Below are 15990 nucleotides of genomic sequence, written 5' to 3'. Positions count from 1 at the left end.
TTATCAGCTCGCTGAAGCCGCGACGATCCCCCGCTCCAGATCCTGCACCCAGCCATTATAGGCGCGGTTGATCTGGGTGCCGTCGAAGCTGAGGTTGGTGCTTTCGAGGTGACGGATCGAGAATTGGTCGCGGGTATAGGCGATCTCGACCACCGCTTGGTCGCGCCTTGCGCTGAAGGTCGCGCGCATCAGGCCAGGACGGATGTCCTGGACCTGCCAGCCGAGCCGGATGGCGGCGCGGCGGATCTGGTCGCCGCGCCGCGGCAGCGGGGCGCTGCCCCGGAAGGCGCCATCGGTGACCGTATGGATTGGGGCGAGGCGGCAACCGGCGAGGCCCAGCAGGCCAAGGCCGGCGCCTGTGAGAAGAAGGCGGCGATGCATCTCAGGACGGCTCCCGGTGGGCGGGGGCACCGGCCCCCGCTTCACGGCATCATCGCCATTCGCTGCGCCCGCGCAACAGGATTGCGCGGGCGCAGACGGTCAGCGCCAGATCGGCCGGCCGAGATTGACGTCGTGGCCGCTGGTCAGGGCGCCACCCAGGGCGCCCGCACCGCCGCCGATCAGCGCGCCGGTGCCGGCATTGCCCGACAGCGAACCGACGGCCGCGCCCGCGCCGGCGCCGAGCAGGCCGCCCGAGACGGCTCGGTCCCCGCGGGAATAGCCGCAGCCCGACAGGCCGATGCTGGCAATGGCGACCAAGGCGATGGCAATCTTCCGCATGTCCTCCTCCTGGAATGGTGGATAGGAAATCAACGTCGGTTCGACACTGCCGGTTGCGCCGGGTCCCCGGCGCAAGTTGGCGTGAATGGCTGTCTGCGGCCTGACTCCCCGATTTGGTGTCGAACTCCCATGCCCGGTGCTCAGCGGTCCCGTCGGCGGCCGCCCGGCTGCCGTGAGGATGCCATCCGGAATCCGGCTTGAGCGCCGGGGCCGGCCCGGCTAAGGCTCGCCCGCCTCCCGCGCACTCTATCTCGTGAAGCGGTCGCCCCCCGCGCGGCGTGACGGGGCGGACCGCGCCTTGGAAGGTTCGGCGCATGTTTTCTAGCCTGTTCGGCTTCTTGTCGGCCGACATGGCCATCGACCTCGGCACCGCGAACACGCTGGTTTACGTGAAGGGCCGGGGCGTGGTGCTGAACGAGCCTTCCGTCGTCGCCATCTCGGACACCCGCGGCCGCAAGCAGGTGCTGGCGGTGGGGGAGGAGGCGAAGCTGATGCTGGGCCGCACCCCCGGCAACATCGCCGCCATCCGGCCGCTGCGCGACGGCGTCATCGCCGATTTCGAGGTGGCGGAGGAGATGATCAAGCATTTCATCCGCAAGGTGCACAACCGGCGCTCCTTCGCCTCGCCGATGATCATCGTCTGCGTGCCCTCCGGCTCCACCGCCGTCGAGCGCCGCGCCATTCAGGAGAGCGCCGAGAGCGCCGGGGCCAGGAAGGTGCTGCTGATCGAGGAGCCGATGGCGGCCGCGATCGGCGCCGGCCTGCCGGTGACCGAGCCTTCCGGCTCCATGGTCGTCGATATCGGGGGCGGCACGACCGAGGTGGCGGTGATCTCGCTGGGCGGCATCGTCTATGCGCGCAGCGTCCGGGTCGGCGGCGACAAGATGGACGAGGCGATCATCAGCTATATCCGTCGCAGCGCGAACATGCTGATCGGCGAATCAACCGCCGAGCGCATCAAGATGGAGATCGGCAGCGCCGCCGCGCCGGACACGGGTGGGGAGGGCACCTTCACCGAAGTGAAGGGCCGGGACCTGATGAACGGCGTGCCGCGCGAGGTCCAGATCACCGAGCGCCAGATCGCCGAGGCGCTCTATGAGCCGGTCAGCCAGATCGTGGAGGCGGTGAAGGTGGCGCTGGAGAACACGCCGCCGGAACTCGCGGCTGACATCGTGGACAAGGGCATCGTGCTGACCGGCGGCGGCGCGTTGCTGCACCGGCTGGACCAGGTGCTGCGCGACTCGACCGGGCTGCCGGTGGTGGTGGCGGAGGAGCCGCTCTCCTGCGTGGCGCTCGGCACCGGGCGGGCGCTCGAGGACATCAAGCGGCTGCGCCACGTCCTGTCCTCCATGTATTGAAATGTCTTGAGGGGGCGACGGCGACCATGCCCATGGTGCATGATCGCCACGCCAGACTTGGTACAGCACGAGGCATAAGGGCAGGGTCGCGGTGATTCGTCTCAGCATTCCGCTGCGGCAGGCGCTGGCGAGGCTGACGCTGCCACTGATGGTGGCGGCGGCCTTCGGCACGCTGCTGCTCGGCAAGGCGGACACGATGCTGGCGGAACGCGCGCGGACCGCATTGGCCGATGCGCTGGCCCCGGTCTACAGCGCGCTGGCGGAACCGCTGCGCGCGATCGAGGAGACGGTGGCCGAGGCCCGGAACCTCGTGAACATCCGCAGCGAGAATGCCAGGCTGCGCGAAGAGAACGAGCATCTGCGCCGCTGGCACGCGGCGGCCTTGGCGCTGGAGGCGGAGAATACGCTGCTGCGCCGGCAGACCAACTTCGTGCCCGACGCGGCACCGAGCTTCAACACCGCGCGCGTGGTCGCCGATGGCGGCGGCACCTATGCGCGCGCGGTCCTGCTGGCGACCAACCCGGCGCAGCCGGTGCGCAAGGGGCAGGTGGCGCTGGATGAGCGCGGCCTGGTCGGGCGGGTGACGGAGGTCGGTGCGCGCTCCGCCCGCGTGCTGCTCGCGACCGACATGAACAGCCGGGTGCCGATCACGCTGGAGGGATCGCGGGTGCGGGCCATGATGGTCGGCACCAACGGCGCCCGGCCGCGCATCGCGCATTGGCCGGAAGGCGTGATGCCGCAGGAGGGCGAACGGGTGGTGACCAGCGCGGAGGCCAGCGCCTTCCCCGCGGGGTTGCCGGTCGGCGTGGTGCGCTTCTCCGCCTCCGGCACGCCGGAGGTCGAACTCTTTGCCCAGCTTGACCGGCTGGACATGGTCCGGCTGTTCGACTTCGGGCTGCGCGGCATCCTGCCCCCGGAATCGGTCGCCCGGCCGGAGCCGCGACCGGGGCGGCGCTGAGGACGGCATGGCGCGCCCACCGCTTCGCCCGAGCCCGGGACGACCGGAGCCAGCGCAGGGCCTGCTGCGGCGGCTCGACGGCATCGCGCGCGCGGCGCTGCCGCCGGTGACCACGGCGATCCTGCTGGTGCTGGCGGCGGCCCCGCTCGGCCTGCCGGCGCTGGTTCCAGCGGTGGTGCTGCCGGCGGTGTTCTTCTGGTCGGTGTTCCGCCCGGTCAGCATGACGCCCCCGGCCGTCTTCGCGCTCGGGCTGCTGCAGGACCTGCTGACCTATGCGCCGATCGGCATCGGCATCCTGACCTTGCTGGTCGTCCATGGCCTGGCCTTCCGCTGGCGGCGTGGGCTGGCGGCGTGGAGCTTCCTCGCCGTCTGGCTGGTGTTCTGCGCCTTCGCGGCCGGGGCGGCCGGGCTCGGCTGGTTGCTGTACGCGGTGCTCTCGCTGCAACTGCCGCCGCCCATGCCGGCGCTGCATCTGGCGCTGCTCTCGGCCGGGCTCTATCCGACCCTCGCTTTCCTGATGACCCGCGCGCATCAGGCGATGCAGCGGGCGGAGCTCGACTCTTGAGCGCGCCCGATGACCAGAGCGCCGGATGGCGCGGAGGTCTGAATCGGCCGCGGCGAGCCGCGAGGCGAGCACAATGAACTGGAAGGACAGCCGGCCGCTGCGTCCGCTCGCCGGAGAGCGGACGGTGCGCAAGGAGGAGGAGCGGCGGCGCGGCGTCTTCACCCGCCGCGCACTGGTGCTGGGCGGCCTTCAGCTCGGCGCCTTCGGCTTCCTCGGCCATCGCCTCTATAAGCTGCAGGTGGAGCAGGGCGCGCGCTACGCGACGCTCGCCGAGGAGAACCGGATCAGCGCCCGCTTGCTGGCGCCGCCGCGCGGACGGGTACTCGACCGCCAGGGCAAGGTCGTCGCCGGCAACCGCCTCAACTGGCGGGCCCTGCTGGTCGCGGAGCAGAGCGCCGATGTCGCGGCGACGCTCGAGACCTTCTCCAAGATCGTGCCGCTGGAGGCGCATGAGCGGGCGCGGGTGGAGCGCGAGGTGCGGCGCCGGCGCCGCTTCGTGCCGGTGATCGTGCGCGAATTCCTGACCTGGGAGGACATGGCGCGGATCGAGGTGAACGCGCCCGACCTGCCCGGCATCAGCGTCGACCTCGGCACCACCCGCGAATATCCGGAGGCCGAGCACATGGCCCACATCGTGGGTTATGTCGCGCCGCCCGCGGAGGCCGATATCGGTGAGGATCCGCTGCTGGAACTGCCGGGCATCCGGGTCGGCCGCGCCGGGATCGAGCGCGCCCATGATCGCCTGCTGCGCGGCCAGGCCGGGTCGGTGCAGTTCGAGGTCAACGCGGTCGGCCGGGTGATCCGGGAGCTCGATCGGCGCGAGGGCGTGCCCGGCCAGGACGTGCAGGTCAGCGTCGATGCCGATCTGCAGCGGGTGATCCGCGGCAAGATCGAGGAAGGCACCTCCGTCGTGTTGATGGATGCCCGGAACGGCGAGGTGCTGGCCATGGCGAGCCAGCCCTCCTTCGATCCCACGGTGTTCAACACCGGCGTCTCGGCCGCGCAGTGGCGGGAATGGACCCGCAACCGCGCGACGCCGCTGATCAACAAGGCCACCAACGGCCTCTACGCGCCGGGCTCCACCTTCAAGATGGTCGTGGCACTGGCGGCGCTGGAGGCACGGGTTGTGGGCCCCGGCGAGCGGGTGAGCTGCCCGGGGCACATGGATCTGGGCAATGCGCGCTTCCATTGCTGGAACCGCAACGGCCACGGTGCCTTGGATGTGCGCCAGGCGCTGAAATATTCCTGCGACGTCTTCTTCTACGAAATGGCCAAGCGGCTGGGCATCGATCGCATCGCCGCCATGGCGCGGCGCTTCGGCCTCGGCGTCGATCTGGAGATCGAGCTGCCCGGCGTCCGCCGCGGCCTGATGCCGACGCGGGCCTGGCGGGAGGCGCAGGGCAAGCCCTGGGCGCTCGGCGACACCGTCGTGCACGGGATCGGGCAGGGCTTCTATCAGCTCACCCCGCTCGCGCTCGCGACCATGGCAGCCAGGCTCGCGACCGGGCGGGCGGTGCAGCCGCATCTGACGAAGGCGATCGGCGGGCGCACCACGCGAGGCAGCAGGCCGGAGGAATGGCCCTCCCTCGGCATCAACGATCGCGACCTGCGGCTGGTGCGCGATGCGATGTGGGCGGTGGTGAACGAGGAGGGCGGGACTGCGCGCGTCGCGCGGCTGCCTGGCACCATCGGCGCGCAGATGGCGGGCAAGACCGGCACCACCCAGGTGCGGCGCGTGACGCGCGAGCAGCGGGAGCGTGGCTTCCGGGTGGAGACCATGCCGCGGGAATGGCGCCCGCATGCGCTGTTCGTGGCCTATGCGCCGCATGACAACCCGCAATTCGCGGTCTCCGTGGTGGTCGAGCACGGCACCTCCGGCTCCGGTGCCGCAGCGCCGCTGGCGCGGGACGTGATGACGGAGGCGTTCCAGCGGCTGCGTCCGGCGGCACCGCCGCCCCCGCCGCGCGTGGCGGAGCGGACCGGATGATCTTCGAGAAGCGGCTGCTGACCCGCGACCGCGGCCTCGGCCTGCTCAGCAAGTTCTGGCAGGTGCCCTGGATATTCGTCGTGCTGGTCTCGATGATCGCGGCGGTCGGCTATGTGGCGCTCTATTCGGCGGGCGGCGGCTCGGCGGAGCCCTATGCGGCGAAGCATGCGATCCGCTTCGGCTTCGGCCTGGTGATGATGATCTCAATCGCGATGATCGACATCAAGCTGATCGCGAAGCTCTCCTGGCTCGGCTATCTCGGTGGCCTGGCGCTGCTGGTGCTGGTGCTGCTGCACGGCAATGTGGGCAAGGGGGCGCAGCGCTGGATCGATATCGGGCCGCTGCAGCTCCAGCCTTCCGAGCTGATGAAGATCATGCTGGTGCTGGCGCTCGCCGCCTGGTTTCACCGCGCGAGCTGGGAGCGTGTCGGCAACCCGCTGTTCCTGATCCCGGCGGGCATCATGATCCTGGTGCCGGTGGGGCTGATCCTGAAGCAGCCCAATCTCGGCACCGCCCTGATCACCGGCGTGGTGGGCACCGCGGTGCTCTGGGCGGCGGGGGTCAGGTGGTGGAAATTCGCGGCCCTCGGCGCCGCGATCGCGGTGGCGGCGCCGATCGCCTTTGAGCACCTGCACGACTACCAGCGGGCGCGGATCACGACCTTCCTGGATCCGGAGAGCGATCCGCTGGGGGCCGGCTACAACATCATCCAGTCGAAGATCGCGCTGGGGTCGGGCGGGCTCTGGGGGAAGGGCTTCCTGCAGGGCACCCAGGGGCACCTGAACTTCCTGCCGGAGAAGCAGACAGACTTCATCTTCACCATGCTGGCCGAGGAATTCGGCCTGGTCGGCGCGCTGACGGTGCTGGGGCTGCTGCTGCTGGTCGTGGCCTTCTGCTTCATGGTGGCCTTCCGCTCACGCCACCAGTTCGGGCGGCTGCTGGCGGTGGGCCTCGGGACCAACTTCTTCCTCTACGTCTTCGTGAACGTCGCGATGGTGACCGGCAGCATCCCGGTGGGCGGGGTGCCGCTGCCGCTGATCTCCCATGGCGGGTCCGCGATGCTGACGACCATGCTGGGTTTCGGCCTGCTGCTCTCGGCGCATATCCACCGCGATGCCGAGCTTGGCGTCACCCAGGATTAAAAAGGGGCTGGACAAACCCGGCCAGCCGGGCGATTAGCGCCGCCCTGGCGGGCGCATAGCTCAGTTGGTAGAGCAGCTGACTCTTAATCAGCGGGTCCAAGGTTCGAATCCTTGTGCGCCCACCATTTTCAAGGGGTTACGCCAGCCCCCATTCCGAGGTTCCGACGGCGGTTCGATGCTTGTCGGTCATCCGTTCCTCGGCCCCTTCCTGGCTTTCCGGACCGCAGCCCGTTGCGCGACCATTCCTGGCCTGGCAGCGGCTGGAGCCGACCAAGCCACTGAATTGTCGGCTCTCCCAGCCTCGACTAGCTTCGCGCGGGACGCCCGCGCCGGCCCGCATGGGGCCGGTCGCCGGCTTGTATGGGCCCGACAGGGGAGCGCCAGGTTGGCATGAACACGCTGATGCCATTGCCGATAGGAGCGGCGCGGGCCGTGCACCGATGACGGCATTCCCCCTGCGCGAAGGCGACCCGATCCTGATCACCGGGGCCTCGGGCTTTCTCGGCTCCGCGGTCGCGCGGGCGCTGCTGGCGCGTGGCGTCAGGCTCCGGGCGCTGGTGCGGCCGACCAGCCAGCGCGGCAATCTGGAGGGGCTCGCCTGCGAGATCGTCACCGGCGATCTGACCGACGTCGAATCGCTGCGGCCGGCGCTGGCCGGGATCCGCGGGCTGTTCCATGTTGCCGCGGATTACCGGCTCTGGGCGCCGGATCCGAACCAGATCCTGCGCGCCAATGTCGGGGGGACGCAGGCGCTGATGCGCGCGGCGCTGGAGGCTGGGGTCGAGCGCATCGTTTACACCAGCAGTGTCGCCGCGCTGAAGGTCGCCGGCGCCACCGCGCCTGTGGATGAGACGGCGCCGCTCGATCCCGATCAGGCGATCGGCGTCTACAAGCGCAGCAAGACAATGGCCGAACGCGCGGTGGAGGAGATGGTCCTCCATGACGGACTGCCGGCGGTGATCGTCAATCCCTCGACGCCGGTGGGCGCGCGCGATATCCGGCCGACGCCGACCGGGCGGATGATCCTGGACGCGGCGCGCGGCAAGATCCCGGCCTTCGTCGATACTGGGCTGAACTTCGCCCATGTCGATGATATCGCCGAAGGCCATCTGCTGGCCTATGAGCGGGGCGTGGTCGGGGAACGCTACATCCTGGGCGGTCAGAACCTCTCGCTGCGCGAGTTGCTGGCGGAGATCGCGCGGCTGACCGGGCGCCGCGCGCCGCGCATCCGGCTGCCGCGCGCACCGCTCTACCCGCTGGCGATGCTGGCCGAGGCGGTGGCGCGGCGCACGGGGAAGGAGCCGCTGCTGACCGTCGATGCGCTGAACATGTCCCGCTACCGGATGTTCTTCACCTCGGCCAAGGCAGAACGGGAGCTCGGCTACCATGCGCGGCCGTGTCAGGAAGGCGTGGCGGACGCCCTGGCCTGGTTCCGTTCAGCGGGTTACCTGGCATGAGCCTGGTCCTCGGCCTGCTGGTGCTCGCGATCTGGATCTGGCTGCTGGCGGCGCGCGGCGGCTTCTGGCTGGCGCGCGATCGGGACGATGTCGCGCCGCCGGTGGAGCCCGTGCGCTGGCCATCCGTGGTCGCGGTGGTGCCAGCGCGGAATGAGGCCGATGTCATCGCGCGCTCGATCGGCAGCCTGCTGGCCCAGGATTACCCCGGTGACTTCCGGGTGGTGCTGGTCGATGACGGCAGCAGCGACGGCACCGCGGCGGCGGCGCGCGCACTCGCAGCCGAGGACCGCCTGACCATCCTGGCCGGGGCGAAGCTGCCGGCCGGCTGGACGGGCAAGCTCTGGGCGCAGGCGCAGGGGGTGAAGGCGGCCGGGACGCCCGACTACCTACTGCTGACCGATGCCGATATCGGTCATGCGCCCGACAACCTGCGCGCGCTGGTGGCGCGCGCCGAAGCCGGCGGCCACACGCTGGTGTCGCTGATGGCGCAGCTCTCCTGCATGAGCTGGGCGGAGCGGTTCCTGATCCCGGCCTTCGTCTTCTTCTTCCAGATGCTCTACCCCTTCGCCTGGGTGTCGCGGCCCGACCGGCGGGAGGCTGCCGCTGCCGGCGGCTGCATGCTGGTGCGGCGGGCGGCGCTGGAGCAGGCGGGCGGCATCGCTGCGATCCGGGCCGAGATCATTGATGACTGTGCGCTGGGCCGCCGGCTGAAGCAGGTCGGGCCGATCCGGCTGAGCCTGACGCGGCGTGCGGTCAGCCTGCGCCCCTATGGCGGCCTGTCGGAGATCGGCGGGATGGTGTCGCGCTCGGCCTATGCGCAGTTGCACTACTCGCCGCTGCTGCTGGCGGGGACGGTGGCTGGCATGGTGCTGACCTATCTGGCGGCGCCGGCGCTGGCGCTGTTCGGCACCGGATGGGCACAGCTCTCCGGCGCGGCTGCCTGGCTGCTGATGGCGCTCTCCTTCCAGCCGATGCTGCGCTTCTACCGGGTCTCACCGTTTTGGGGGGTGGCGCTACCGCTCATCGGGGCGACCTACACGCTGTTCACCTTGCAATCGGCGCTGCAGGTCTGGCGCGGCAAGGGCGGCATGTGGAAGGGGCGAAGTCAGGCCATGGCAGGCAGTGCATGACCGAGTTCGATTCAGGCAAGGGCCACAGGGACGAAAATTTCCCGGTCGCCTCGCGCCTGGTGCGGCCGGAGCTGCGGCCGGCCATCCTCGCTTTCTACCGCTTCGCCCGCGCCGCGGATGACGTCGCGGACCACACGACCGCGGCGCCCGATGCCAAGCTGCGCCGGCTGGATGCGCTGGAGGCCGGGTTGCGCGGCACCGGTGGCAGCCCGGAAGGCGAGGCGCTGCATGCGGTGCTGCGGGCGCGCGGCCTGACCGACCAGCATGCGCTCGACCTGCTGGAGGCCTTCCGGCGCGACTGCACCAAGACCCGTTACGCCGACTGGGCGGAGCTGATGGACTACTGCCGCTATTCCGCAGCACCCGTCGGGCGCTTCGTGCTGGACCTGCATGGCGAGGCGCGCGGTCTGTGGCCCGCCAATGACGCGCTCTGCACCGCGCTGCAGGTGATCAACCACCTGCAGGATTGCGCGAAGGATTTTCGCGCACTGGACCGCGTCTATATCCCGCTCGATGCGCTGGTGGCGCGGGGCCTCGATGTGAAGGCTCTGCGCGCACCACAGGCTTCGCCGGCGCTGCGGCAGGTGATTGTGGAACTGGCCGGACGCACCGCGACGCTGCTCGACCAGTCGCGTGGCTTCGCCGGCGGTATCGCCGATCGGCGGCTGGCGTTGGAGGTGGGCGTGATCCAGGGCCTGGCGGAGAGCCTGGTGGCACGGCTGCGCAAGCGCGACCCGCTGTCCGAGCGCGTGCATCACAGCAAGCCGGAGGCCTTGGGACTCGCGGTGCTCGCGGCACTCGGTGTCGCGGCGGGGCGGTTGCGACGGCGCTTCGGCGCGGCGCCGCTGAGTGCCCGCGGATGAGCGCGGCCGCCACCATCGATCCCGCGCTGCAGGCGCAGGTCTCCGGCAGTTCCTTTTATGCGGCGATGCGGCTGATGCCGCCGGCGGAACGCGCGGCGATGTTCGCGATCTACGCCTTCTGCCGCCTGGTCGACGATATCGCCGACGACGGCACCCGCCCGCGCCCCGTCCGCGCGATCGAGCTCGACGAATGGCGCGCCGACCTCGCGGCGCTCTATGCCGGGAGGCCTGCCGGACGCGCTGCCTTCCTGGCCGGGCCGATCAGCGATTTCGATCTGCGGCAGGAGGATTTCCTGGCGGTGATCGACGGCATGGCCATGGACGTCGCGGCCGATATCCGCGCGCCGGACCTCGCCACCCTCGACCTCTACTGCGATCGGGTGGCGAGCGCCGTCGGCCGTCTCTCCACCCAAATCTTCGGCATGGAGATGACGCCCGGCCTGGATCTCGCGCATCACCTCGGCCGCGCGCTGCAGCTCACCAATATCCTGCGCGATCTCGACGAGGATGCCGGGATCGAGCGGCTCTACCTGCCGCGCGAATTGCTGGCCGCGGCCGGCATCGACACGGCGGAGCCCGCCGCCGCCATCGCCGATCCGCGTGTCGATGCGGCCTGCCGCGCGCTCGCCGAGCGTGCGCAGGCGCATTTCGCCGAAGCTGACCGCGTGCTGCGTGCGCGGCCGAAGGGACGCTTGCTCGCCCCACGCATCATGGGCGACGTCTACTGCTCGCTGCTGCAGGACATGCTGGCGGCGGGCTGGGTGCCGCCGCGCCGCCGCGTGCGCATCGGCAAGCCGCGCCTGCTCTGGATCCTCGCGCGCCGCGGCCTGTTCGGATGACGATCCACGTCATCGGCGCGGGTCTGGCGGGGCTGTCGGCGGCGGTGACGCTGGCGGCGAAGGGCGAGCGCGTCATCCTGTCGGAAGCCGCGCGCCAGCCGGGGGGGCGCTGCCGATCCTACCACGACAGTCAGCTCGACATGGTGATCGACAACGGCAACCACCTGGTGCTCTCGGGCAACCAGGCGGTCATCCGCTATCTCCGCGCCATCGGGGCGACGGATCGGCTGACCGGGCCGGACCGCGCCGAATACCGCTTCCTCGATCGCGCAACCGACGAGTGCTGGGTGCTGCGCCCGAGCGAGGGCCGCATCCCCTGGTGGGTCTTCGACCAGCGTCGCCGGGTGCCGGGGACCCGGCTGCGCGACTACATGGCACTGGCCGCCCTGACGCGCAGCAGGCCGGATGCGCGCATCGCTGATGTCATCGACTGCCGGGGCCCGCTCTGGGAGCGGCTGCTGCGGCCGGTGCTGGTTTCGGTGCTGAACACCGCACCCGAGGAGGGCTCCGTCGCGCTCGCCGGCGCCGTGCTGCGCGAGAGCCTGGCCAAGGGCGGCGCCGCCAGCCGACCGCGCATCGCGACGCCGACGCTGGCCGCCGCCTTCGTCGATCCCGCCCTGGACCAGCTGCACACCGCCGGCGCCGTGGTCCGGCTCGATCACCGGCTGCGCGCGCTGCACTGGGATGGCGATCGCGTCACCGGCCTCGCCTTCGGGGCCGAGACGGTGGTACTCGGGCCGGATGACGCGCTGATCCTGGCGGTGCCGCCCTGGGTCGCCGCGGAACTGCTGCCGGGCCTGACGGTGCCCGATGCCTTCGAGCCGATCCTGAACGCGCATTTCCGGATCGCGCCGCCGCCAGGCGCGGCCCCGATGGTCGGGCTGATCAACGGCACCGCGGAATGGGTCTTCGCCTTCCAGGACCGGCTGTCGGTGACCGTCAGCGCGGCCGGTCGCCTGATGGATATCGAGACCGAGGCGCTGACCGCGCGCCTCTGGCAGGATGTCGCGGCGGTCTATGGCCTCACCGGCCCGCCGCCGCCGAGCCGCATCGTGAAGGAGCGCCGCGCCACCTTCGCCGCGACCCCCGCCCAGGCGGCCCGTCGCCCGCCGGCGCGTACACGTTGGCCGAACCTGTTCCTGGCCGGCGACTGGACCGATACCGGCCTGCCCGCGACCATCGAAGGCGCGCTGCGTTCCGGAGAGGTCGCGGCGGGTCTTGCTTCCGCGCGTATCCGGGCGGAGAGAGTGGCGGCATGAGGGACACGCTGGAGATGGCCGGTCTCGAAGGGCTGGACCAGGATATCGACCGCGCGACGGAGGCGCTGCTGGCGCAGCAACGCCCCGACGGCCACTGGGTCTTCGAGCTCGAGGCCGACGCCACCATCCCGGCCGAATACATCCTGCTGCGCCAGCATCTGGCCGAACCCGATGCCCCCGAGCTGGAAGCGAAGATCGGCCGGTATCTGCGCCGCATCCAGGGGGCGGATGGCGGCTGGCCGCTGTTCCATGCAGGGGCGATGGATCTCAGCGCCAGCGTGAAGGCCTATTTCGCGCTGAAGATGATCGGCGATGATCCGGCGGCGGCGCACATGGCGCGTGCCCGCGCCGCCATCCTGGCGCTGGGCGGCGCCGGCCGCGCCAATGTCTTCACCCGCATCCTGCTGGCGCTCTATGGCGAGCTGCCCTGGGGCAAGGTGCCGACCATCCCGGTCGAGATGGTGCTGCTGCCGCGCTGGTTCCCGGTGCATCTGTCGCGCATGTCCTATTGGGCGCGCACGGTGCTGGTGCCGCTGCTGGTGCTGCAGGCGCTCCGCGTGCGGGCGCGCAACCCGCGCGGCGTGCGCATCCCGGAGCTCTTCACCGATGCGCCTCCGCAGGGGCCGAAGCCACGCAGCCACAAGCACCCTGGCTGGGCGTTGTTCTTCAATGTGCTCGATCGCGGGCTGAAGCTTGTGGAGCCGCTCTGGCCGCGCCGCACGCGTCGGCGCGCCATCGACTGGTGCCGCGATTTCGTCACCGAACGGCTGAACGGCGAGGATGGCCTCGGTGCGATCTACCCCGCGATGGCCAATGCCGTGATGATGTATGACGCGCTGGGCTATCCTGAGGATCACCCTGATCGCGCCATCGCCCGCCGGTCCGTCGAGAAGCTGCTGGTGATCCGTGAGGACGAAGCCTATTGCCAGCCCTGCGTCTCGCCGGTCTGGGACACGGCGCTCACCGCCCACGCGATGATGGAAGTCGGCGGCGTTGCGGCCGCCGAGGCGGCGGCCAAGGGCCTCGCCTGGCTCAAGCCGCTGCAGGAGCTGGAGGTGAAGGGCGACTGGGCCGTGCAGCGGCCGGATGTCCGCCCCGGCGGCTGGGCCTTCCAGTACCGCAACGCGCATTATCCCGATCTCGACGACACCGCTGTCGTGGTGATGGCGATGGATCGCGCGCGCCGGCAATGCGATGCCGGTCGCGACTATGACGAGGCCATCGACCGGGGCGTCGAATGGACCGTCGGGCTGCAGAGCAAGGGCGGCGGCTGGGGTGCCTTCGACGCCGACAATGAGCACCACTACCTCAACAACATCCCCTTCGCCGATCATGGCGCGCTCTTGGATCCGCCGACCGCCGATGTCAGCGCCCGCTGCATCTCGATGCTGGCGCAGCTCGGCGAGCCCGCCGACAGCCCGCGCCTGGTGCGGGCGCGGGACTATCTGCTGCGCGGGCAGGAAGCCGATGGCAGTTGGTTCGGCCGCTGGGGCGTGAACTACATCTATGGCACCTGGTCGGCGCTGTCAGCGCTCGGCGCCATCGGCATGACCACGGCGGATGCGCCGGTGAAGGCGGCCGTGGACTGGCTGCTGGCGATCCAGAATCCCGATGGCGGCTGGGGCGAGGATTGCGACAGCTACAGCCTGGATTATCGCGGCTACCAGCCCGCCCGCTCGACGGCGTCGCAGACGGCCTGGGCGCTGCTCGGCCTGATGGCCGTGGGCGCCGGGGAGGAGCCGGCGGTCGCGCGCGGCATCGCCTGGCTGCAGGCCAATCAACGCGATGACGGGCTCTGGAGGCAGGACGCCTATACCGGCGGCGGCTTCCCGCGCGTCTTCTACCTGCGCTACCATGGCTACCCGCTGTTCTTCCCGCTCTGGGCGCTCGCGCGCTACCGCAACCTGAAGCGCGGCAATGCGCCGCGCATGGCGTTGGGCATGTGATGCTGCTCGCCGCCACGGGGCTGCGGCGCGAAGGACGGATCCTGCGCGGTACGGGTGTCCGGGTGATCCTGGGCGGTGGCGATCAGCGGAGGCTGGAGGCGGAACTCGACCAGGCCGCGCCGCAGGCGGACGGCGTCATCAGCATCGGCATCGCCGGCGCATTGGCACCCGGGCTGCGGCCCGGCGATTGGGTGGTAGCGGATGCGGTGGGCGAGGTCCGGGCGGATCCCGGCTGGGCGGCGCGGCTGACGGAGGTGCTCGAGGCCAGGCGAGGGTCGATCGCCGGCACCGACGCCATGGTCGCCGAGGCGGCCGGGAAGGCGGCGCTGCACCAGGCCACGGGCGCGCTGGCGGTCGACATGGAATCGCATGTGGCGGCCCGGGTGGCGCAACGGCACGGGCTGCCTTTCGCCGCCGCCCGCGTCATCTCCGACGCAGCCGACCACACCCTGCCGCCGGCCGCGCGGGTCGGGATGCGGCCGGATGGGGGGATGGACCTGCCGGCGGTACTGCGATCCCTCGCTGCCGATCCGCGGCAACTGCCGGCGCTGATCCGCACCGGCATCGCGGCGGAGCGCGCTTTCCGCGCGTTACTCCGCGGCTACCGTCGGCTGGGGCCCAGGCTTGGCCGATCCGTGCTTGGCTGACCGGATCTCCGTCATCTTGCGCTCGACATGGCCGGAGAAGACGAATTCCGCCTTGCGCTGCTTGTCGATCGGTATGTCCTTGGCCATCGCACCCGTGGTGCGGACGCCGCCAAGCGCGACCCGCGCCGCCTTCAGCGGGTTGCGCACCATGTCCCTGACCGCCGAAGCCTCGAACCCCGAATGGACCATGCAGTCGGCGCATTTCTCGTAATTGCCGACGCCGTATTTGTCCCACTCGGTGTCGTTCATCAGCTCGGCGAAGGTCTTGGCATAGCCTTCGCCCAGCAGGTAGCAGGGCTTCTGCCAGCCGAAGACGGTGCGCGTCGGGTTGCCCCAGGGCGTGCAGTGATAGGCCTCGTTGCCCGCGAGGAAGTTCAGGAACATGCGCGACTGCGTGAAGGGCCAGTTCTTCCCGCCATTGCCGCGCGCCAGGATGCCGCGGAACAGCTCCTTGGTCTTGGTGCGGTTCAGGAAGTGCTGCTGGTCGGGTGCGCGCTCATAGGCATAGCCGGGCGAGACCGTGATGCCGTTCAGCCCCAGCGCCTTCATCTCGTCGAAGAAGTCGGCGACCTGCACAGGGTCGGCGTCGTTGAACAGGGTGCAGTTGATGCTGACCTGGAAACCCCTGGACTTCGCCAGCTTGATCGCCTCGACGGCCTTGTCGTAGACGCCGCGCTGGCACACCGATTTGTCGTGCATCGCCTGGTTGCCATCCAGATGGATGGACCAGGTGAAGGCCGGGCTGGGCTTGTAGTCGTCGATCTTCTTCGCCAGCAGCAGGGCGTTGGTGCAAAGGATCACGAACTTCTTGCGCTGGAGATAGCCCTCGACGATCTGCGGCATTTCCCGGTGCAGCAGCGGCTCGCCGCCCGCGATCGAGACCACCGGCGCACCGCATTCATCGATCGCTTCCATGCACTGGTCGTACGACAGGCGCTGGTTGAGGATCGGATCCGGGTAATCGATCTTGCCGCAGCCGGCGCAGGCCAGGTTGCAGCGGAACAGCGGTTCCAGCATCAGCACCAGCGGGTAGCGCTTGCGGCCGGACAATTCCTGCTTGAGCAGATAGGCGCCGATCCTGGCGGCCTGGAAGAACGGAATACCCAAGATCGCTATCCT

General features: G+C 70.3%; 15 protein-coding genes and 1 tRNA gene. 13 read left to right on the top strand and 3 right to left on the bottom strand.

The genetic code is table 11. From position 1 onward, the window contains the following. Window positions 1-3: 3 nt before the first annotated feature. Both GXW71_RS05040 and GXW71_RS05035 read right to left on the bottom strand, forming a co-directional pair. Window positions 4-381 carry a hypothetical protein gene (locus GXW71_RS05040; RefSeq protein WP_211851304.1) on the bottom strand — a complete coding sequence of 126 codons (378 nt, stop codon included), beginning with the start codon at window positions 379-381 and terminating at the stop codon, window positions 4-6. Between the two features lie 99 nt (window positions 382-480). Further along, complete coding sequence (locus GXW71_RS05035; protein WP_211851303.1) at window positions 481-720, bottom strand: YMGG-like glycine zipper-containing protein; 240 nt, start codon at window positions 718-720, stop codon at window positions 481-483. Window positions 721-1034: 314 nt separating this feature from the next. Here GXW71_RS05035 and GXW71_RS05030 point away from each other — a divergent pair, with 314 nt between their 5' ends. The 13 genes from GXW71_RS05030 to GXW71_RS04970 all read left to right on the top strand — a co-directional run bounded on the left by GXW71_RS05030 (window position 1035) and on the right by GXW71_RS04970 (window position 14871). Further along, window positions 1035-2078: a rod shape-determining protein gene (locus GXW71_RS05030; protein WP_211851302.1), complete on the top strand. Its 1044-nt coding sequence runs from the start codon at window positions 1035-1037 to the stop codon at window positions 2076-2078. A gap of 91 nt (window positions 2079-2169) precedes the next feature. Beyond that, the gene (gene mreC / locus GXW71_RS05025) at window positions 2170-3036 is read left to right on the top strand and encodes a rod shape-determining protein MreC (RefSeq protein WP_211851301.1); all 867 of its coding nucleotides are present in this window, start codon (window positions 2170-2172) and stop codon (window positions 3034-3036) included. Between the two features lie 7 nt (window positions 3037-3043). After that, window positions 3044-3601: a rod shape-determining protein MreD gene (locus GXW71_RS05020; RefSeq protein WP_211851300.1), complete on the top strand. Its 558-nt coding sequence runs from the start codon at window positions 3044-3046 to the stop codon at window positions 3599-3601. A 73-nt stretch (window positions 3602-3674) separates the two neighbouring features. Further along, on the top strand, window positions 3675-5588 hold the full coding sequence (gene mrdA, locus GXW71_RS05015; protein ID WP_211851299.1) for a penicillin-binding protein 2: 1914 nt from the start codon (window positions 3675-3677) through the stop codon (window positions 5586-5588). Continuing rightward, the gene (gene rodA, locus GXW71_RS05010; protein WP_211851298.1) at window positions 5585-6730 is read left to right on the top strand and encodes a rod shape-determining protein RodA; all 1146 of its coding nucleotides are present in this window, start codon (window positions 5585-5587) and stop codon (window positions 6728-6730) included. Before mrdA ends, rodA begins: the two co-directional genes overlap by 4 nt. Window positions 6731-6779: 49 nt before the next feature. Continuing rightward, window positions 6780-6855: transfer RNA gene (locus tag GXW71_RS05005), tRNA-Lys, on the top strand. A 315-nt stretch (window positions 6856-7170) separates the two neighbouring features. After that, complete coding sequence (gene hpnA / locus GXW71_RS05000) at window positions 7171-8187, top strand: hopanoid-associated sugar epimerase (RefSeq protein ID WP_211851297.1); 1017 nt, start codon at window positions 7171-7173, stop codon at window positions 8185-8187. After that, a complete protein-coding gene (locus GXW71_RS04995) occupies window positions 8184-9317 on the top strand; it encodes a glycosyltransferase (protein ID WP_211851296.1) in 1134 nt (377 codons plus the stop codon). The genes hpnA and GXW71_RS04995 overlap by 4 nt, the downstream gene beginning before the upstream one ends. Then, window positions 9314-10180 (top strand): squalene synthase HpnC, encoded by an 867-nt coding sequence (gene hpnC, locus GXW71_RS04990; RefSeq protein ID WP_211851295.1) that lies wholly within the window; start codon window positions 9314-9316, stop codon window positions 10178-10180. Before GXW71_RS04995 ends, hpnC begins: the two co-directional genes overlap by 4 nt. Continuing rightward, on the top strand, window positions 10177-11019 hold the full coding sequence (hpnD, locus tag GXW71_RS04985; protein WP_211851294.1) for a presqualene diphosphate synthase HpnD: 843 nt from the start codon (window positions 10177-10179) through the stop codon (window positions 11017-11019). Before hpnC ends, hpnD begins: the two co-directional genes overlap by 4 nt. Further along, on the top strand, window positions 11016-12278 hold the full coding sequence (gene hpnE, locus GXW71_RS04980) for a hydroxysqualene dehydroxylase HpnE (protein ID WP_211851292.1): 1263 nt from the start codon (window positions 11016-11018) through the stop codon (window positions 12276-12278). Before hpnD ends, hpnE begins: the two co-directional genes overlap by 4 nt. After that, window positions 12275-14224: a squalene--hopene cyclase gene (gene shc, locus GXW71_RS04975; RefSeq protein ID WP_211851290.1), complete on the top strand. Its 1950-nt coding sequence runs from the start codon at window positions 12275-12277 to the stop codon at window positions 14222-14224. The genes hpnE and shc overlap by 4 nt, the downstream gene beginning before the upstream one ends. Beyond that, complete coding sequence (locus GXW71_RS04970) at window positions 14224-14871, top strand: phosphorylase family protein (RefSeq protein ID WP_246526277.1); 648 nt, start codon at window positions 14224-14226, stop codon at window positions 14869-14871. The genes shc and GXW71_RS04970 overlap by 1 nt, the downstream gene beginning before the upstream one ends. Here GXW71_RS04970 and hpnH read toward each other — a convergent pair. Then, window positions 14815-15978, bottom strand: coding sequence for an adenosyl-hopene transferase HpnH (gene hpnH / locus GXW71_RS04965; RefSeq protein ID WP_211851288.1), 1164 nt, complete (start codon window positions 15976-15978; stop codon window positions 14815-14817). The genes GXW71_RS04970 and hpnH overlap by 57 nt on opposite strands. Between the last annotated feature and the right edge of the window lie 12 nt (window positions 15979-15990).

It is taken from the genome of Plastoroseomonas hellenica, assembly GCF_018129085.1.
GTDB classification, from domain to species: domain Bacteria; phylum Pseudomonadota; class Alphaproteobacteria; order Acetobacterales; family Acetobacteraceae; genus Plastoroseomonas; species Plastoroseomonas hellenica.
Note: the sequence above shows the minus strand (reverse complement) of the source record. Positions and strands in the feature narration are given on the sequence as shown.